The following is a 19627-nucleotide window of genomic DNA, read 5'->3' on the forward strand; positions in this document are numbered from 1 at the left end:
GCGACCCGCTACGACAAACTGGCTGAGAACTATCTCGCCGCCCTCAAACTCGTCGCAATCCGAATCTGGCTACGCGGTAATGAGTCTACGTCCTAAGCTCCGATCTGACGCTGAAAAATGCGTTCACCATTGCTTCGCAAGGATCTGAGGAGGATACGATCGCTTGCTGATCGTTAGGGCGCAAGCGGCTGAGAAATGGCTGAGGTGTGCTCGTGCTCTTGCTCCAAAACGGAGGCTGTGGGCATGGCTCAGCTTCAGCAATCGATCCTTCGCAACCGTCTGCTGGCTTCGTTGTCGCCTGACGACTTTGTCCTGGTGCAGCCGCACCTGGAGGCGGTGTCGTTTGGACTGCGCGAACATCTGTTCAGAGCCGATCAAAGGATCACCCATGTCACCTTCCCCGAATATGGGGTTGCCTCAATCGTCGCCGACACCGGGGAAGGACGGTTCGAGGTCGGCATGGTGGGATCGGAGGGCCTGGTGGGTGCCCCCATCGTGCTCGGCGTGGACCGTTCGCCGCACACCTGCCTGGTCCAGGTCGCAGGCGAAGCATTCCGCATTGGGGCGGGCGAGCTACAGGCCGCTATGGACCATAGCCCCGCGCTGCGCGCGCTCCTTCTGCGTTTCGTGCATACCTTCATCGTGCAGGTCAGTCAGACGGCCTATGCCAACGCCGGCTACTCCGTCGAGGAGCGGCTCGCGCGCTGGCTTCTCATGACGCACGACCGGCTAGAGCAGGACGACATGCCCATCACCCACGAATTCATGAGCATTATGCTGGGCGCGCGTCGTCCGGGCGTGACACTTGCAGTGCAGATGCTGGAGGGCGCCGGTGCGATCAGGGCCACGCGTGGTCGCGTCAGGATGAGGGATCGAGCGAAGCTGGAACAGATCGCCGGCCAGTCCTACGGCTCGCCGAGAGGGAATACTCCAACGTATTCCAGTTCCCGATCAAGCGAGAGAGAGATGAGTGGCGGACTTGCGTTACTTCATGAACATTCGTTACCGCGGTCGGCTGATACCCGATCACGAAGGTGACGAACTGGCAAACGTGGAGGATCTGCGCGAGCATGCGCTCGCCACCGCGCACGATCTCGTCTTCCGAACCCGCATGGACAGCCTCTACGACTCGTCCCTCTCATCGCGCAAATTAGACACAACGCGGCGGTTCTGCGACCTGCAGGCGGTGTCGGGGCAGTCACGGACGAGCCTGTCCTTGCCGTAGCCCTTGGCCCACATGCGGTTGCGGTCTATGCCGCCGGCGGCGAGGTAGTCCATCACCGCATCGGCGCGCTGCTGTGACAGCGCCATTTCACTTGCGCCGGGATCGTCGGCGAAACCCTGCAGCTTGAGCAGCCAGCGCGGATGCTTTGCTAACCAGGCGATCTGGGTGTCGAGGGTGGCCTTGGCGACAGAATCGAGCGCGGCCGAACCTTGCGTGAAATAGGTGCGGCGGCCGACATTGAGGATAAAATCCTCCTCGCTGCCCGGCTGCACGTTCTGGAAGCCGGCAACCTCGGTGTTGGTGAGGTCAGGCGTGGAAGGGGCGAGCGTGTTGCTGGTCGAGCAGGATGCGACCAGCATCAGCAGGCCGGCAGCGAGCAGCCGGCGCGTGTTTTCAATCATACGGTTCATGAGGCGCCAATCATTCGACAGTGGTGGAAGCGGGCGCCTGGTCGGCGATGTGCGGCAGGACCTGCACCGCGGTGCCGATCGGGCAGCGCTGGTAGAGGTCGATGATGTCTTCCGGGAACATGCGGATGCAGCCGCTGGAAGCGTCGGTGCCGATGCTCCATGGCTCCAGCGTGCCATGCAGGCGGTAGCCGGTGTCAGCGCCGTCGCGGTGCAGATAGAGCGCGCGCGGCCCGAGCGGATTGTTGGACGCGCCGCCTGCGATCATGGGCGGTAGTTCCGGCCTGCGCTTACGCATTTCGGGGGGCGGGACCCAATCCGGCCACAGCGCGCGGCGGTCGATCGTCGCGCGGCCGTACCATTTGAAGCCGTCCTTACCGACGCCGACGCCGTAGCGGATGGCGGTCTTGTTTTCCATAATGACGTAGAGGAAATGGTGGCGGGTATCGACCACGACGGTGCCGACCGGCTCGCTGCTGAAATACTTGACGATCTGGCGATGCCATCTCTTGTCGATCTTAGCGAAGTTGGTCTTGCGATAGACAAAATTGTTGTCGCTGGCGGTACCCGCGAAAAAGGATTTTGCCGCCGCGGCTTGAGCAATATTGCTGGTTGCACCCACCGCGACCAGCGCCAGGCCGCCGAGCACGACACCCCTGCGTGACAAAACCATCGGCAATATCCCCCATGCCAAAAGCCTAGCTCAACCATAGTTGAGAATTATTTCGCCTCAAAGTGGAAAATGCCGCGTTGCTGCAGTCCGCCGGAAGCGGACTGGCGGGGAGGTGAATAGCTGCCATTCCAGCACTCCGCTGTACGCGCCCGCCGGTGCCGCAACGAAGCTGCGCCGAGTTAGCCTTGAGCACGTATGTGCATGGCGGAGACGAGCCAAATCCCGCCGTCGACTTTGGTGATTCCGAACCTCTGGCCGGCAGCGTTGCCTAGTCCGAAATGGTTACTTGCGCTGCAGCTAATGTAGTTACATTCTTGGGCAGTCGGAAGCCGCATGGACTGGTCAGGCGCGAGTAACCTCTTCGCCGGCGTCTCAGGGCAGTCGACCACACGTTTGCGGTGCTCTAAGGGGGGAATCAATGAGATTGGCGATTATTTGTGCGGCAATGGTGATTGCCGTATCCACCGCAGCCGTTGCGCACGAGAAAAAGAGGGTGGTCAACACCGCGTCGGCCTGCGCCGACGTGTCGCGCAGCACGATCAAGAAAACCAGGGAAACAAAGCTGGATCGCAGTTCAACCGGAACTGTCTCCAGCGGGATTTCGAAAGGCAAATCGGAGCCGCGCCTAGGCTATGAAATGGTTAATCCTGCAATCATATCGATCTATTAGCTGCGGAAAAGCAGGCAAGTCTATCGGCGTCCCGGCTACGCAGGCTTGATCCTGCGGGACAGAAGTTGCCACTGCCTGCGCTCAATGTTTGATGCGGTCGCGCAGTGCGTACCAAAGCATGCCGAGCACGTGGAGCGGGCCGCTCAGCGCCGTGCCGCCGGGGAACGGCAGCGTCGACAGGATCACCCCTGGCCCGAATAGCCATGCGCAAAATAGACCTCGCCGTAGCGGCCGACATGCGGCAGGCGCGGTGTCGTCACCTGGCATTTGCATCGAAGTCGCAGCCGAATGAAGTCATATCGGGCGTGGCGCTGTAGCCGAAGGCTGAGGTCGGAATCAGAAAGGCACCTGCGCTCAACGGCCATTCGCCCGGCGGACCCGCCAGATGACATTACCGACGTCGTCGGCGACGAGCAGTGCGCCAGTCTGATCGATAGCTACGCCGACCGGACGGCCCATCGCCTCGCCATTACGCCCGATGAAGCCAGTGAGCACATCTTTCGGAGGGCCGCTCGGTTTGCCACCACGGAACGGCACGAAGATCACCTTGTAGCCGCTATGCACGCTTCTATTCCACGAGCCGTGCTGGCCGACGAAGGCGCCGTTGCCGTAGGCCGGACCGAGCCGGGCGCCTTTGGAGAAGGTCAGTCCCAGCGAGGCGGTATGAGAGCCCAGGGCGTAATCGGGCTTGATCGCCGTCGCCACGAGATCGGGGCGCTGCGGCTTGACGCGTTCGTCGACGTTCTGTCCGTAGTAGCTGTAGGGCCAGCCGTAGAAAGCGCCGTCACGAACCGAGGTCATGTAATCCGGCACAAGGTCGTCGCCGATTTCGTCACGCTCGTTCACGGCGACCCAAAGCTCGCCAGTTTCAGGATTCCAGGAGAGCCCGTTCGGGTTGCGCAGGCCCGAGGCGAAGACTCGAGTGCGGCGGGTAGACCGATCCACTTCAAGAACGGCGGCGCGGTTCTTCTCCGCGGCTATGCCGTTTTCTCCAACGTTGCTGTTGGAACCAACGGTGACATAGAGCTTGCGTCCATCCGGACTTGCGATCACGTCCTTGGTCCAATGATGGTTGAGGTCCCCGGCCGGCAAGTCGATGATCTTTTCCGGCGATGTGCTGACTCGGGTCTGGCCGTTGGAGTAGGGGAAAGCAACGAGCGCGTCGGTATTCGCGACAAAGAGCTTGCCTTTGGACAGCGTCATGCCGAACGGCGAATTGAGGCCTTCCGCGAACGTCGTTCGCACATCTGCAATGCCGTCGCCATCGGTGTCGCGCAGGAGCGTGATGCGATTGGCGCTTTTGGTCGCGGCGCCGGCCCGCTTCATAGCCAGGTCCATGAAGACCTTTCTAAGACTGAAACCTTCGTCATGCTTGGCAGGGGCATTGGTTTCAGCAACCAGCACGTCGCCGTTCGGAAGCACATGCAGCCAGCGCGGATGGTCGAGGCCGGTAGCGAAGGCGTTCACTGCCAGCCCCTTCGCCGGGGTCGGCATACCTCCTTTCTGCCAGCCTTTCGCCTCGGCGATGTTAACCGTCGGGATCAGCGTCGGTCTTGGTTTCGGTAAAGTGGGGTTGGGGCCATAGCCGGTTATTGCCCCGGTTTTTTGCGCCGGCCCGGTTTTTTGCGCCGGAATACCGACGCAGCTCGCCATGACGGCTCCCAATACCGCCACGAGTACGCTTCCTCGGAAGCCGGCATGCATCGGACGTCCTCCGCATGGATCTGTGTCGCGCTCTTTGTGCAAACGGAAGTCAGTGGCTTATTCTTCCAATTGCTTCGAAACAGCGGCGCGTGATCCGAGGGCCAGGAATTCGCGACAGATCTGCTCTCGGTAGAAATATGGCGCGAGGAGATTGTGGCAACCGCCCGAATATCTGTCGCGCGATATGAATCTCACATTCGTATCGCGCGAAATCGATACGGCTTGCGCTTTTCGGTATCGAGTTGCTCATGGGCCAACATGCGTTGGAATGGAACGAGACCGTGAACGGCGGGACCCACAATGACCCACCGATTGCACTGGCTGGTGAAACAGCTGTTGTCGCTGCTTAGCAAGGCGCTGCAAATCTGCTAAAGTCTGCGATGGGAGGAGACGGATATCCAATCGCTGCCGATAGCACATCCAAGTGTAGCGAAGGCGACACCCGGCGCATCACTTCCGCTCGCCTATTCCCTCGCGACGCTCTGCTGGCTCCTGTCGGCCGGCGTCTATATCGCCGCCAAGTGGGTTGCCCCCGAGATGCCGCCCTGGGCGCTCTGCTTCTGGCGGCTGACGCTTGCCTGCGCGATCCTGCTGCCTATCGTCCATCGTCATCACGGGGCGATGCTCGTGCTGATCCATTCCCGGGTGATCGAGGTGCTGGTCATCGGCGCCATCGGGCTGACCTTGTGTCAGGGCATGATCTACACGGGCCTCAACTACACCAACGCGACAACCGCCGGCATCATCATGGCGCTGTCGCCGATCATGACGATGGTGCTTGCCCGCTTCGTGCTCGGCGAGCCCCTCGGTGTCTGGAAAGCGCTTGGAGCGCTGGTCGCTCTGGCCGGGATGGTGCTGATCGTGGCGCGCGGCGACCTTGCCGCGCTGATGCAGCTGCAGTTCAATCCCGGCGAGTTGTGGATCGTCGGCAGCGCGTTTTGCTGGGGCCTCTACACCGTGCTGCTGCGTCGAGCCAAATTCGCTATCGAGCTTCTGCCGATGGTGGTCCTGCTGCTGGGAGCCGGCGCGCTGGCCGCACTGCCCCTTTATCTCTGGGAACTGTTTTCCGGGGATCGTTCGGCGCTGCATGCGAACGGCCTGCTGGCCCTCGCCTATGTTGCTGGCCCGGGCGGCGCTCTGATGTACTATCTCTACAACCGTAGCGTCGAGACGCTTGGCGCCGGGCGCGCCAGCATGCTGCTCTATCTGCAGACCGCCTTCGTCGCCGTTCTCGCTTATCTGTTCCTCGGCGAAAGCTTGCACGACTACGATCTCGCCGGCGCCGCCCTCATCATCGCCGGCCTGCTGCTCGCCACCGCGATCAAGCCGAGGCAGCGCACGGTGCGTGTCGCGTAGTGAACCTCAGCACCGCCGCTGCGGCCAGCAACTCGTAAGTCTTTGACAGTCCTTTCGGCCGGTGCAGCCCATGACATTGAAGGCGGCGCGTGTTGGATCGCCATAACATCTTCTCAGCGGGAACACCGCCATGGCCGCGTCGAGCGGTGATCAATGCCGTTCAGCCATCATGCCAAAGGGAGACGGCTCTCGTGCCCGCCCATCCTCGAGCTCGAGCATCGAATCGAAATAAGTTTTCCAGCGCGTATCGTGGGTCACAACACAGATCGCGACATTGCGGCTGTCCGCCAGATGCCTGAAAACCTTCATCACCATCTCCGCCCGTGTACCATCCAGTGCGGCGGTAGGTTCGTCGGCTAGAATAACGGTGGGATCGTTTGCCAAGGCCCTGGCGATTGAAACGCGCTGCTGTTCGCCGCCGGAAAGTTGGGAAGGATAATTGGAGCCGCGATGTTCGATGCCCAACGCGGCGAGAAGCCGGCTGGCTCGCGCCTGCGCCTGCTGGCGACCGACATCGTTGACCTGCATGGCGATGGCAATGTTTTCGGCGGCCGTGAGAAAGGGGATCAGGTTCGCCTTCTGGAACACAAACCCAAGATGGGTCCGCCTGAAGGCCCGTAGCTCGTTGAGCTTCGCACCGGGACGCGAAATCACCTTACCGTCGAACAGGACCTCTCCCGTTGTCGGTGTCTCCAGCAGACCGGCGATCATCAGCAGCGTCGTCTTGCCGGAGCCGCTGGGCCCGACGATGCCGGTAACACTGCCGGGGCTCAAGGTCAGCGAACCTGCCGCCAACGCGGTGACCGGCGAGCCGCCGCTCTCGTAGACCTTGCTGGCGTTCCGAACCTCCAGCGTGGCGAGGCGGCGCTTCGACATCAGGCCAACACTTCCTGGGCACGGACCGCGAGCGCGCGACGAATCGCAAACCAGCTGGCCGCAAGGCTGAGTGCCATCAGCACGAACGACAACACGCCAAGATCGGATTCGGTCATCAGCACAGTTCTCGGAAATCTCGGATAGATCGTAAACGAGATGGCTATGGCCAGAACGAGGCTGCAAAAGCCGATCAACCCCGCCTGCTGCGCAATCATGCCGATGATCACCCGGTCACGGGCGCCGATCAGCTTCAGAAGTGCTATCTGCGCGACCTTCTCGATTGTCATCGTATAGATGGTCAGTGCTATGACGGCGCAGCAGATCAGCAGCGTCATCGTCGTGAAAGCCAGGATCTGGACGCGGAGCTTGCCGAGGCGGCCGTCCAGTAGAAGCGTTTCCTGGTCCTGCTGCGTGAGGACCTCGACGTCGCCCCAGCGTTTGATCGAGTCACGCACGACCTCCTTGTCAGCGCCCGGGAGAGTTTCGACGATGACCGCAGCGACACTTCCGGTCTCGTCGCCGAGACCCATGCGCGTCTTGCCCTTGGCCGCACGGTTGAGGAGGATCGCCTCGCTGGGCAGCAGTCGGTTGATGACCTGCGCGTCCGGGATGGTGACGAACAACAATCCGTCGCCACCCATGTCGACCTGCCCGGCCGACACGCCGACAATCGTATAGCTATCTCGTCCAAGCCGGATCTCGTCACCCACAACCAGGCCTAAAGTCTTGTCGGCTATGGCCTCGTAGCGATTTGATTGGAAGTACCGGCCGGCGATCAACGGTATCCAGCTGCCACTGTCGCTTGGATAGTCCACACCAGTGACGGACATTCGCAGCGGAAGCCCGTCAATTTCGAACTGCTGGTTGTATTGGATGAACCGCCGCGTTGCCGCCACACCGGCCACACCGGCCACGCGGCGATCGAGATTGGCCGGTACGGCGGAGGATTCGGCGAACGGTCCGGACTTTCCCCCTTCGACGACCCAGAGGTCGGCACCAATGCCGTCGATCACGATCAAGGCTTCGTAGACGATGCCGCGATACATGCCCAGCATGCCGATCGTCGCCGCCATCAGCAGGCCGACGCCGAAAACGGTCAGGATGAACCTCAGCAGGTTATGCCTGATATCTTTGACCGCGAGATTCACCTGCTCAATGCCTGGAGGTTAACCGCTTGGTACTGGAAGCGGCCTGTCGGACTGAGCACGACATCGCCGACCTTTAGGCCGCGCGTGATCTCGATATCGGTGCCGCTGGAGTAGCCCAGCGAAACAGGAGCCCAATAGGCCCGCCCGTCATGTGCAATCCAAAGACCCACCCGTCCCTGGTTTCTCGCCAGGAACCGCTGTGGCACCGCGATGCCCGGTGACGGCGATTCCGCTTGGATGGTGACGCTTGCACGCTGACCCACAGCCCAGTTCGCCGGCACCTCGCGCAATTTAAGATCGACCGTGAACTCGCGCGTCTCTTGATCGACCTGCCGGCCGATCCGCGCAATGGAAGCAGCGTAGGGCCGTTGCGGATCCGATGAGAAGGTGACTTTGGCTACTTGCCCCGGCCGAAGCGACCCCATCGCGGATTCGTCGAAGCGCGCCATGACCAGCAATGACGTCGGGTCGACGATCTGCATCAGTTCGACGCCCGGAGAAAGCAGGTCTCCCACCGTGCGGCTGCGGGAAACCACCACCCCATTGACAGGCGAGCGTATCGAGGTTTCGCCGAAACGGCTCCGTATCTGCTCGACCTCGGCGGAGGCGGCCGCGGCCTGGGCCTTTGCGCGCTCGATGCTAGCGGTCGCTCGCGCCAATGCGGCCTCGGCTTGCTTCTGGGTGCCTTCGAAGAGGTCGAACTCGGCCTGAGAAATCGATTTGCTGGCGAGCAGGCTCTTCCTGCGATCCAGATCTGCCTTTGCAGTACGGGCGGCGATAACCAGCCGGTCACGCTCCAATTCGGCCTCGCGCACGCTCTCCGCCGCGGCCCGGTCGTTGGCGACCGCTGCGGCAAGCTGATACTCGATTTCAGTCGCGTTTAGCGTGGCGAGGATATCGCCGGTCTTTACCTCGTCATTCCGGTCGACGCGAACGTCGGCCAGGAATGCCTGGATCCTTGCCGTCACGACGACCTGGTTGGTTGCACCAAGGAGGCCGGGTCCGGCGATTTCACGCGCGATCAGCCTTCGCTGGGCGACATAGGACTCCACCTGAGCAGGCCAGATATACCAACCAGAAAAGAGCCCGACTGCCGCCAGAACGGCAAACAAGATTAAGATGAAGCGAATCACGTGCCTTTTACCTGCACCGGCTTCCACCGGCCCCGCTGACCCTGAATCGACGCATCACTATATCGCCGCCTGCTCGGCTGCATCGACCGCCGGTTGCCCAGCCAACAGCCGTTCGATGACTTCCCTCAGGATATCTTCTGCTTCTGCACGGTCATAGCCCAATTGGTCGAATATCAAGGTCAGACCAAGACCGTTCGCGGTCGGAAAGGTACGCAGATCCATCTCGCTGGTACGTGGTTTTTCTCGTCGCATGTCAGGCAGGGGCGTCACTTTGAACATGCCGAGATCAAGTTCGCCACCGGCATGGGCCCTTTGAAGGGGGGCCGACTGTGTGGCGCGTGTCCATCTGTCGACTGTTTGGGTGCCGGCGACGAAGAGGGAGGTATAGGAGCCCTTGGCCACGACTTCGTCATGCACGTCTCCGAAGTAGTTCGAATCCATGAAGGGCGCGAACTGGATAGCCTCTTCGATCCCTTCTCCGAGCGAGCCGGCTAGCGCTTCGATTGTCTCGAACCGCGACAGCCGCGCACGCACGGGGACGTCCGAGGCGACGAAATTGACATAGTTCTCCAGCCGCCGGTCGTGGCGCAAGGCTGCTGGAACCTGCATCACCATATCGTCCACGCCGCCGCGCGCCCCGATGGTCTGCGCAAAGGCCGCGATGATCATGGCCGTTTCCGTCGTGCCGGCTGCCCTGGCACGCTTGCGCAGCGCATCCTGCTGGTCGCTGGTTATCGAGAGCGTCACGTCCTCGCTAAGGCTGCAATCGATCAGGTTGACATTCGTCCGCCGGCCTTTCGCCTTGCGCCCGAGATTGGGAATTTGCGGCAAGGGCTCGGCGAATACCTTGCGCAGGAATGCGTCGCGCCGTTCGAACGAACCGGGTTTTCCGACATGGTCGAAATCCCGGATGAATCGGTCGATACTCATTTCCACCGGATCAAGAGGCAGGCCGAGATAAGCCTTGACTGTTTCCTCGACGATGAGGCCGAGGGAATAGCCGTCAATAACGAGATGATGTGCCTTGGCGACGATAAGGTCGCTCTCGGAGCCGAACCGGATGACGGTGACACGGAACATCGGCGCCTGGATATCTATGCCTTCCTGCGCGAGTTCGGTTGCGCGCTCCAACGCTTCGGATTCGTCGGCGACTTGCTCGACCCTGAAGAAATCGGTCGGCGTCCTTTCCAGATACGCGCCGTATCTAGCCCCCTTGCGGAAGAACCGGGTACGCATCACCTCGTGTCGCGCCATGACCGTTTCGATCGCCCGTCTGAGACGATCGGCGTCCATTTGCGGCCGGATCTTGAACTCCTTGCTTACAATGAATGCGGCACGCGCATGCGAAGTCGCGTCTGGATGTTCCTGGAAACGCAGTAATCCCAATTGCGTGCTAGTTACTGCTATCTCTCTTTCGACGTTGGGGACGCCGTCGAGCGGTGAGCGCTCGACATCCTGGCCTCCACTCGGCTGACCGGACCACTCGCGCAGACTCCAGCCCATTGCGATGGGCACCAGGCGGCCTGACGTTTCGAGCTCGGAGGAAAGCTCGTCGAGAAACTGATCGAGTAGCAACCGCGCTGCTGCTTCTTCGACGACGTCGAGATCCACGGTCAGCCGGCAGACAACGCCGGCTTCGCTGGTCGCTGCGGACAATTGTATCTCGTGCGCGGATGCGGGGATCGCATCGAGAGGATGGTCCAAGGCGGCGAGCGCCGTAACTTGGCTACGGTCGAGAAAAGCGAAGCCGAATTGGCGCAGCGAAACATGGCGAATGCGCAGATCTTCTTCGAGCGCCAGTTCCAGAGACGACGTATCCATTGACCGATGCGCGTGGCCGTTTGCGTCGGCACGCTCGACCTTCCTCAGCAGATCGTAACCGAGTTCATTCATGGCTCGCAGGACAATCGGATAGGACCCATCCAAGGGGCCTATCAATCCGCTTGGTGCTCCCTGCCCGCGCTCGCTATACCAGCGGTCGACGACGATTGATTGGAGCGAGAGGCGGCTTGCCAAGGCCTTGGCATAGGCGGCCAGAAAGCGCGCGGCCGGCAACTCCGATCCCGACGCGAATGCTGCTGCTGGAAGCGTGATCTCCAGCAACCCGACACGGCCCCTGTTGGTTCCCATACCGACGGGAGACGCGGCACGACTGCGGCCGGGGATCGGTGCGATCGCAGGCGCGTGGTGAAGTATCTCCTTCCAATAGGCGAGGTCGCGACGATACTCGCTCGATCCGGGCATCGGATGAGCTGCGCGCGCGTAGTCGGTAAAACTAGGCCCTGCTTCGACCGCTTCTGCTTCGTCTTGCACAAGCTGCGCAAGCAAAAGATGAACCGACAACGTGTCGGCAGCCGCGCGATGAGCCCGGATTTGTAGATCGTGACCGCCATCCTGCCGCTGCCACGCGCCGATCCGCCATAGCGGACCAGGCAGCGCCACATCGCCCAAACGACCGCCCGGCGAAAGCACTTCAACAATCGGTTGAGCCTCGAAGCCGATCTCCACGGCGCCGGACGCCGATATCGCACCGGTCATCCGGAGCGCGTCGTGTCGCTCGACCAGTCGCGCCAATCTTGTCGCAAGCGCGGCCAGCGACACGCCAGGCTCAATACTCGTCTCGACCAGGATCTGATTGTCCGCCTTTGCGACCGCCGACGACATCGGCAGTCCATCCAGCATCATCGCATTGACCTGACGGCCAAGAGGCCGGAAGGCTTCCTGCGCTGCAACGCCATCGGAACTCGCTTGTGCGGCCAGGACCTGCAAGGCGGACGCCTTCAGTTTCGCCTCAAAAGCGGAAGCAACGAGGCGCGACAGTCCCGCGATCGTCGGCGCTTGCAGGAACTTGGCGACAGGGATGTCGACTTCGACCTGAGCCTCGACGCGGTTTTTCAGTTCGAACGATGAGAGGGAGTCGAGACCGAGCTCACTGAGTTTGCGGTCATCCGCCAAGGCGCTTGCCTCGACCTTGAGGACTTTCGCCACTTCGCGCCGGATCATGTCGGCGAGCAGGTCGTCCCACGCCTCGCGCGGCGCGGCCGCAAGCTCGGCCTGAATGCGAGACCGCCCTCCGGTTCTGTCTCCAAGCAGCGGCGAAATCCTCGGATTCGTCGCTGCGCCGGGGTTCGTGCGTGCGATCGCAGCCCAGTCGATATTGGCAAAGCCGAGATTCTCCGATCTGGCGCGCACAAGATAGGACAGGGCCGCCGCCGCTTCAGAATCCTGAACCGGCTTGATGCCTACGCTATCGAGATAGTTGGTCATTGCTTCCGACCTGGCAACGAATCCACTGCCGGCGATCATGCCCCAGGCGGTGGACGAGCCGGCCAGGTTGCGACCCCTGCGGTACGTGGCGATTGCGTCCAAAACAGAGTTGGCCGCTGTGTAGTTGGCCTGCCCAGACGAACCGATAACCTGCGCGATCGAAGAGAAATTCACGAAGAAATCCAGCGGGATATCGTGTTCGACAACGGCGACATGCAAGTTCCACCCGCCGGCTATCTTCGGCCTCAGCACGCGGTCGATCTTGCCTGCATCGAGCTGCGAGACGAAAGCGTCCTCGATCACCGCGGCGCCGTGCACGATGCCGCGCAGAGGAGCGTCACCCCCAGCATATTCGCCGATCAGCCTGCCGACGGCGGTAGCATCGGTCACGTCCAGAGCGGCGCGAACGATGCGCGTGCCACGTTGCTCCATGATCTCGATGGCCACAGCCGCTTCGGCATCTGGAACACCGCTTCGATTGGCAAGGATGATGGTTCCCGCGCCTTTCTGACTGAGCCACTCGGCGATCGCAACGCCAAATCCCTTGAGCCCACCAGTGACGAGGTAGGAAGCCTGAGCGGAGACGGCGAACTGTGCGCCGAGGTCAAGTTCGATGTCCACGGAAGGTTCGTCGAAAGTGACGATCACCTTGCCGATGTGCAGCGCTCGCGAAAGCATGCGCATGGCTTCTGCCGCGCGCGATGCCGGGAAGCGGGTCGCCTCCAACGGCTTATAGACGCGGGCGGCAACCTTAGCCTCCACCTCCGCCAGCAATTGCCTGAAGAGGCTCTCCTTCTCGACGGGGAGCGTCGAGAGATCGATGACCGAATAGGCGTTGTTGCGATAAAGCGAGCGAAGCCCGATGGGCTTGTCGTCGGCGAGATCGCGCTTGCCGATTTCGACCATCCGGCCGAAGGGAGCCAGGCACTCCAGGCTCTTGTCGATGCCGTTGCCAGACAGCGCGTTCAGCACCACGTCGACGCCGCGGCCACGCGTCAAGGAACGCACCTCGTCGGCGAAATCGAGAGCGCGCGAGTTCATGACCTCATCCACGCCCCATGTCTTCAGGAAGGCGCGTTTTGTGTCGCTGCCTGCGGTGCCGAAGACTCGAGCCCCCACATCATGCGCGACCTGGATGGCGGCGAGCCCGACACCACCCGAAGCCAGATGGATCAGCGCGGTTTCGTCCTGTGCCAATCGGCCGATATGTTTGAGAGCGTAGTGAGCGGTAAGGAAGGCTGTCGGGAGGGTCGCGGCCTCGATCAGATCAATACCATCGGGTACGCGCATGGCGAGATCCGCCCGGAGCTTGGCGAAGCGTCTGAGATAGCCCTTGCCCATGCCCATGATGCGATCGCCGGGTTTGAGGTTGGTTACCCGTTCGCCGACCCTGCGGACGGTGCCGGCGAACTCCAGCCCGAGATTGCGCCAATATGCGTCGTCATTCTCCAACTCGTCCGGCAAGATGCTGGTGGCCGCCATGATGTCGCGGAAGTTCAGTCCGACCGCGGCGACCTCGACCATGACCTCGTCTGGCGCCAATTCGGGATCGGCGATTTCGCGTAGTACTATGTTGTCGATGGTGCCAGGCCCCGTCATGGTGACGGCGAAGTTGGAAGAATCCCGCGCGGTCTCCAGCGTCCGCCGCAACGGCGCCACTTCGTGCAAAGCCAGTTGCTCCAGCCGCGGGACATAGCGTTCGGCGCCGCGCAGGACGAATTCCGTCTCTGTGGTTTCCTCCAGCACGGCGCCCGAAATGCTCACCCCCGACTGCAGCGATGTGGGATCCGCATCGATAAGGCGGATGCCCAAACCTTTGAACTCGTTTGCCATTGTGCGAGCAATGCCGATTAAGGCGCTCTCACTCAGGCCTGAAAGGCTCATCGGCTGGTCACCTTGCACAAGCCGGCTGCCGGACGTGACGACAACCAGTTCGGGCCGCGGTTCGGACGAACTGTGCAGCCGGTCGATGACTTTTCCAAGCGTGATCAATTGGTGCACGATAGGCGTGATCCTGGCGAGAAGCTCGTCCCCGCCTGCTTTGTCGTTGAGTTTTTCGGGGGTGGCGGCGCTGAACAGGATGCCACCTGTCCCACCCGATTTGGTCATGAATGCCCGGATCGTGGCGAGCGCTTCATCCGCATCGAGGTTCAGGAACGGCGCGGGGTTTGCGACCTCGACCGTCGCTCCGCGGCTAACCAACTCAGCCAATGTCGCTTCGAGGCGCTGCGTTCTATCACCCACCACCAACCAGTGGGCGCAACGCAATGAGGGCGCTGCCGGTTTGGCTTCCTGCTTCTCGAAATGCTCCTCGAAAACACTGGAGCCCGAGCCGGCACCTTGCTTGGCCCTGCTGCCCCTGACCTTGCCCAGCGCCTTTGTCTGAAGGTTGTCGAGAACGATGAGCGGCTGCCCTTCCGGCGAGAACACGCTGAACCGCATCGAGTACGGGTCGAGACCCGGCTGGATGTCGACGATCACCTCGGGCGTCAAAGGAGCGCCCAGCAGGATCTTGCGGGCGCCGGTTGGCAGGCGCAACTGATACTGGGCCTTGTCTTCATTAGCCGGCGGCAGCGATTCACCTGGAACCCACACGCCGTCTCGATGCGAAGCCAGGCCGATGCCGGCCTGGAGCACCGCGTCCAGCAATCCGGGGAAGGCGAAATACTGCTTCGCCAAGTTGGGATCCTTGCTTGACAGCCTGGCAACCAGGCGGTCGCCGACAATGTCGAGTGCGTTCACCGACTGGAAATAGGGACCGTATTCAAGCCCGTGCCGTTCGGCGAGACGGTAGAATTCCGTCTTTTCGACAAGGTTCGGGCGATCCAGCAGCAGGTCGGCGGGAGCTGCTGCAAGTTCATATTTGTGGCTGAAGCCATAAGCTTCGGCACGCGTCCTCCAGCCATCCTCCGAGCCTCGATGGAACGTGGCGATGCGCAGCCTGCTACCGACCGGATCGAACGTCGTCGTAAACAGTACGACGTCGTCCTCCGCGATGGAAAGCGCTTCGTACAGTTTGAAATCACGCAGTTCCACGGACTCAGAGCCGAAATGGTCGCGCAGTGCGGCCCCCATGATTTCGATGTAACCGACGGCCGGGAAGAGGCAATCGCCGCTGACCCGATGGTCAGCCAGGAATTTGAAGCCTCTGAGCGTGATTTCGTTCGTCCAGGACGGCGCCGCAGTGAAGTCGCGCCATCCAAGCAGTGCGTGCCGGGGTGCCTCGAACAGGAAGTTCTTGGTTTCCTCGGATGTATTCAGCAGGCGCTGGTTGTTCCAGGGTAACTTGGGAACGGCCACGTGGCCACTCAACGATTTCGGCCGGTCGAATTCGACGCCGGCAACATGAAGGCTGCCCTCGGCCCGCGCCAGCGTCCAGAAATCGTCAGTTTTGCGATCGAGCGAGTTCACCGCGGCGGCGTCTACCCCGCGCTCCTGCGAGATGCCTCGGATGAGCGGCGTCAGCGTGCGGTGCGGACCTATTTCCAGGAAAGTATTGATGCCGAAATCGAGGGTGAAATCCAAGGCCCTGGTAAAGCTGACGGGTTGGCGCAAATTGGCCCACCAGTAGTCGGCGTCGAACTTCGTCTCGAATATGCCGGTGACGGTCGAGATGATCGGCAGACGGCCTTCTTTCCAGGCGACCGGACCCAGTTCGCCCAGGAACCATTCCTTGCAGTCTTCCAGATGCGCGCTGTGCCATCCGAAATCCATGGTCATCCGGCGGGCCGTCGCATCGGGATAGGCTTCCGCGACCTTGGCCAGCACGCCAAGCACCGCGTCCTCCATGCCGGAAATCGTTTGCGCGATCGGGCCGTTGTAGGCGGCAATGACAACGCTTTCGTCACCGGGCAGCAAAGGTTCGAGTTGATGGACCGTCAGCCCTATCGTGGCCATTGCACCGCGCCGCTCGCTCTTCAGCGGGATGAGGCCGCGTTTGGCAATGATGCGAGCCGCCGTCTCGATATCGATGATACCTGAAACGTACGTGGCCGCGACCTCGCCGAAGCTGTGGCCGATCAAAAGCTCAGGCCGCACGCCGGCCTTTGTCCAGCGCTCGTAGAGGGATATCTGCGTGGTGAAGATGGATGCCTGGGTAACGTCGGCATCGTTGATGCGGGTCTTTGTCTCGTCCCGCAGCATCTCCTCGACGGTCGACCAGCCGACCATCGGACGCAGCACCTCGTCGAACATCTCGGCGGTTCGGCGAAACGCACGGTCTTCCTTCAACAGGCGGCGCGCCATGGCCCACCACTGGCCGCCCTGGCCCGAGAAGGCGATGGCGAGCCGACGGTTGGATCCCCTCCCGGTGATGATGGTCGGCCCTTCCACGCTTTGCTCGATGGCTCCCTTAGCTAATGCGCGCAGTTGGGCCTGGAGCGCGGCACGCTCCGGCTCGACGATGAGCGCGGCCCGTTGCGCGAAGTTATCGCGCGTGCTGCTCAAATGGGCGGTGATGTCTTCGACCGGGGTCTTCGCAAGGGAGCCCCCCTCCTCCAGCGCATCGGCCAGACGGCCTGCCCACAGTTCCAGTCCGGCCGTGCTGCCGGCCGAGATCGGGACGGCTATCGGATGGCCGGCTATCACGGGCCTTGGCGCACGGTTGGCTTTCGCGGACAACCCCCGCCATCCTTCCACTGCGATGGAGGCATTGGTGCCGCCAAAGCCGAAGGAGTTGACGACGGCCAGGACCGGCCGGCCGTGATGGTCGATCGGCGTCGGCGTCGTTGCTACAGCGATGTTGAGCGCGTCGAACGGAATGCTCGGATTCGGGCGCTCGAAATTCCGGTTCGGCAGCACGATGCCCTTTCCCGCCGTCAGCACCGTCTTGATGAAACCCGCAATACCGGACGCTGATTCGAGGTGGCCGAGATTGGGCTTGAACGATCCGACATAGGCCGGCTTTGACCGTGAATTCACACCGAACACGCGGCCGATGGCAGCCGCCTCGATTGGATCGCCGACCGGCGTGCCTGTCCCATGGGCCTCGACATAGTCGACATCGGCCGGATCGATGGCGGCGCCTTCCACCAGCGCCTCCAGCATCGCTTGCTGTGCTTCCCCGCTCGGCGAGGTCAGGGTGGGCGTATACCCGTCCTGATTGACCATCGAATGACGGATCACGCCATAGATCCGGTCGCCGTCGGCAATTGCCCGGTCAAGAGGCTTCAGCAAAACGAAACCGCAGCCTTCGCCGCGCACGAACCCGTCCGCCCTTTCGTCGAAGGTGTAGATACCGCCGGTCGGCGAAAGCATGTTGGCGCTGGAGAATGCGATAAACGGGCCTGGATCGAGCATGCAGTTGACGCCGCCGGCGAGCGCCGTCTCACAGGTGCCGGTGCTCAGGTGGCGCACCGCTTGGTCGATGGCAACGAGCGCCGACGAGCATGCCGTGTCGACGGCGATACTCGGCCCTTTCAGATCGAAACGGTGGGATATTCGGTTGGCCGCGATCGAGAACGCCGAACCGGTGCCGGCAAAAATATCCCCACCACCGACACGTCCGCGGCGCAGGTTCTGCGCGAAATCGTTGGTCGAGATTCCGATGAACACGCCGGTGCGCCCGCGGCGCAGGTCGGCCAATGTGCGCTCGGAATCCTGGACGGCCTCGAAGGCCACTTGCAACGCCAGGCGCTGCTGCGGGTCCATCGTTGTCACCTCGCGGGGCGACATGTCGAAGAAACTCGGGTCGAAGCCGAAAATGTCGCTGGCAAGAAACCCACCCCAGCGCGTCCGCATCTTTCCCCGGGCATCGGGCTCCGGATCATAGAAAGCATCGACATTCCATCGATCCGCCGGGATATCGACGATGCCGCAGTTCTTCTCCAGGAGAAAGTTCCAGTACGAGTCCGCGTCCTGGATTCCTCCAGGAAACCGGCAACCAATTCCGACAACTGCGATTGGCTGTGTTGACTCAATGACCTGCTGAGGGCCATCGCCCCCACGATGAATGTTCATGCCCAGACCCCCGCCTAGTATACACCGTGGGTTGCCCAACCTACGGCGCACTTAAAGTCACGGCGTATTTAAGTGCATGTCCTAACGGAAGCTCCAAGAGCAAAACTCGCCAGGTTAGCATTTTTATCGCAAAATGTGTCTTTTAAGCCGATTTGATTACTTTTTAGGCCAATTTGATTAGTTTTTAGGCCGATGTGGCTGCTTTTGAAGAGAACCCGTCCGCTCGATCCTCGTCGCCAAAAACAGGCGTTCCCCGAGGCCCGTTCCGGAGCGTCAACGCAATCCCAAGTCGAAATCGAAGCGGCGTGCGACGACCTGAGGACTGCGTGCACTCCAGGCGACGGCGGCCACGTGGTGCGCGCTTGGGCGGAACTCAATGAGCCTGAGGGGTTCAACCAATTCCAGTGGCGGCGAGAGGATATAGGCCTCACCGCTCCCGTCCATCCCAATCTCGAGTCCCACCCCGGAGAGGCCGACGCCGGCAGCCTTGAGCACGGCTTCGCGACAAGTCCAAAGCCGGCAGAACATGAGGCGGCGGGCCTCTGGCGCCAGTGACTCAAGTTGTGCGATCTCGCCGGGCGCGAACAGAGAACGGGCCATGGACATCTCGCCGCTCCGCGGAGCGACGCGCTCGACATCGACGCCGACTTGCCCGGCGGCAGCCACGGCCACAAGGGCAAGATCCCCCGAATGCGAAAGGTTGAAGGCGAGGCGCCCGTCCGCAAGGAACGGCTTTCCCTGTGGGGTCTCCCGCAGATCGAGCTCTCCCGGCGCTCGGCCGGTGTACATGGACAGCACCCGGCGTAAGCCGGCATGAGCTGCCAGATGGCGCCGCTGATCCTGCTCGAAAACAAACCGTCCGCCCCTGGTCAATTCGGCTGGATTGAGCACGGCCATGTCCGACTGCGAAAGGGGAGCATCGAGGGCAACCCGCCACACATGGACGTCGATCCCGAGAGCCGGCACCACCCGCCCACCGCCGTGCGGCAAGACAACTCCGCTTTGCTTCATCTTACAGTTTCCCGGCCGGGCGAGAGGTAGGGCTCGGCCTGCTGCAGCAATACGGCATTGACGACTGCTCCCCAAGCTTTGCCCGTTAACACCATAAACCTACGCGATTCTTGTAACACCTCTCGGCACGCTCATCATCGGCCACGCTCTAACGCGCCAGAGTGAACCAGTCCAAAGGCCGGAGGGACTTGGCTGCGAT

Annotated in this window: 12 protein-coding genes and 2 pseudogenes; 5 read left to right on the top strand and 9 right to left on the bottom strand. The window is 61.7% G+C overall.

The genetic code is table 11. The annotated features are described in order from the left end of the window. The 3 genes and pseudogenes from NKH98_RS04145 to NKH98_RS32980 all read left to right on the top strand — a co-directional run. Positions 1-96 (top strand): annotated as a pseudogene (locus NKH98_RS04145) (IS5/IS1182 family transposase); the annotation flags it as partial. A 147-nt stretch (positions 97-243) separates the two neighbouring features. Beyond that, entirely contained in the window at positions 244-1038 is a 795-nt protein-coding gene (locus NKH98_RS04150) for a Crp/Fnr family transcriptional regulator (RefSeq protein WP_352896813.1), read from the top strand. Then, on the top strand, positions 992-1225 hold the full coding sequence (locus tag NKH98_RS32980; protein ID WP_502894195.1) for a DUF6894 family protein: 234 nt from the start codon (positions 992-994) through the stop codon (positions 1223-1225). Before NKH98_RS04150 ends, NKH98_RS32980 begins: the two co-directional genes overlap by 47 nt. Here NKH98_RS32980 and NKH98_RS04155 read toward each other — a convergent pair. Together NKH98_RS04155 and NKH98_RS04160 are read right to left on the bottom strand one after the other, a co-directional pair. After that, positions 1123-1635 carry an OmpA family protein gene (locus NKH98_RS04155; RefSeq protein WP_352896815.1) on the bottom strand — a complete coding sequence of 171 codons (513 nt, stop codon included), beginning with the start codon at positions 1633-1635 and terminating at the stop codon, positions 1123-1125. The two genes, NKH98_RS32980 and NKH98_RS04155, sit on opposite strands and share 103 nt — an antisense overlap. 10 nt (positions 1636-1645) lie before the next feature. Further along, positions 1646-2305, bottom strand: coding sequence for a L,D-transpeptidase (locus tag NKH98_RS04160; protein WP_254817044.1), 660 nt, complete (start codon positions 2303-2305; stop codon positions 1646-1648). Positions 2306-2723: 418 nt separating this feature from the next. On the opposite strand from NKH98_RS04160, the gene NKH98_RS04165 reads away from it, so the two are divergent. Continuing rightward, positions 2724-2975 carry a hypothetical protein gene (locus NKH98_RS04165; protein WP_352896817.1) on the top strand — a complete coding sequence of 84 codons (252 nt, stop codon included), beginning with the start codon at positions 2724-2726 and terminating at the stop codon, positions 2973-2975. An 81-nt stretch (positions 2976-3056) separates the two neighbouring features. Here the strand turns inward: NKH98_RS04165 and NKH98_RS04170 are convergent. Continuing rightward, positions 3057-3235, bottom strand: a pseudogene (locus tag NKH98_RS04170) (FAD-dependent oxidoreductase); the annotation flags it as partial. A gap of 94 nt (positions 3236-3329) precedes the next feature. Further along, complete coding sequence (locus NKH98_RS04175; protein ID WP_352896818.1) at positions 3330-4679, bottom strand: PQQ-dependent sugar dehydrogenase; 1350 nt, start codon at positions 4677-4679, stop codon at positions 3330-3332. Positions 4680-5075: 396 nt separating this feature from the next. Here NKH98_RS04175 and NKH98_RS04180 point away from each other — a divergent pair, with 396 nt between their 5' ends. Then, positions 5076-6035 (top strand): DMT family transporter, encoded by a 960-nt coding sequence (locus NKH98_RS04180; protein WP_352897126.1) that lies wholly within the window; start codon positions 5076-5078, stop codon positions 6033-6035. 150 nt (positions 6036-6185) lie between these two features. Here NKH98_RS04180 and NKH98_RS04185 read toward each other — a convergent pair whose 3' ends face one another. The 5 genes from NKH98_RS04185 to NKH98_RS04205 form a co-directional block, all read right to left on the bottom strand. Continuing rightward, complete coding sequence (locus NKH98_RS04185; RefSeq protein ID WP_352478380.1) at positions 6186-6911, bottom strand: ABC transporter ATP-binding protein; 726 nt, start codon at positions 6909-6911, stop codon at positions 6186-6188. Then, a complete protein-coding gene (locus tag NKH98_RS04190) occupies positions 6911-8059 on the bottom strand; it encodes an ABC transporter permease (RefSeq protein WP_352478379.1) in 1149 nt (382 codons plus the stop codon). Before NKH98_RS04190 ends, NKH98_RS04185 begins: the two co-directional genes overlap by 1 nt. After that, positions 8056-9192, bottom strand: a complete 1137-nt coding sequence (locus NKH98_RS04195) for an efflux RND transporter periplasmic adaptor subunit (protein ID WP_352478377.1) — start codon at positions 9190-9192, stop codon at positions 8056-8058. Before NKH98_RS04195 ends, NKH98_RS04190 begins: the two co-directional genes overlap by 4 nt. A 57-nt stretch (positions 9193-9249) precedes the next feature. Beyond that, a complete protein-coding gene (locus NKH98_RS04200; protein ID WP_352896820.1) occupies positions 9250-18417 on the bottom strand; it encodes an SDR family NAD(P)-dependent oxidoreductase in 9168 nt (3055 codons plus the stop codon). Between the two features lie 273 nt (positions 18418-18690). Then, a complete protein-coding gene (locus tag NKH98_RS04205; RefSeq protein WP_352506259.1) occupies positions 18691-19428 on the bottom strand; it encodes a 4'-phosphopantetheinyl transferase family protein in 738 nt (245 codons plus the stop codon). Positions 19429-19627 lie beyond the last annotated feature (199 nt).

The organism is Mesorhizobium sp. M0833 (assembly GCF_040319905.1).
Taxonomy (GTDB): Bacteria; Pseudomonadota; Alphaproteobacteria; order Rhizobiales; family Rhizobiaceae; genus Mesorhizobium.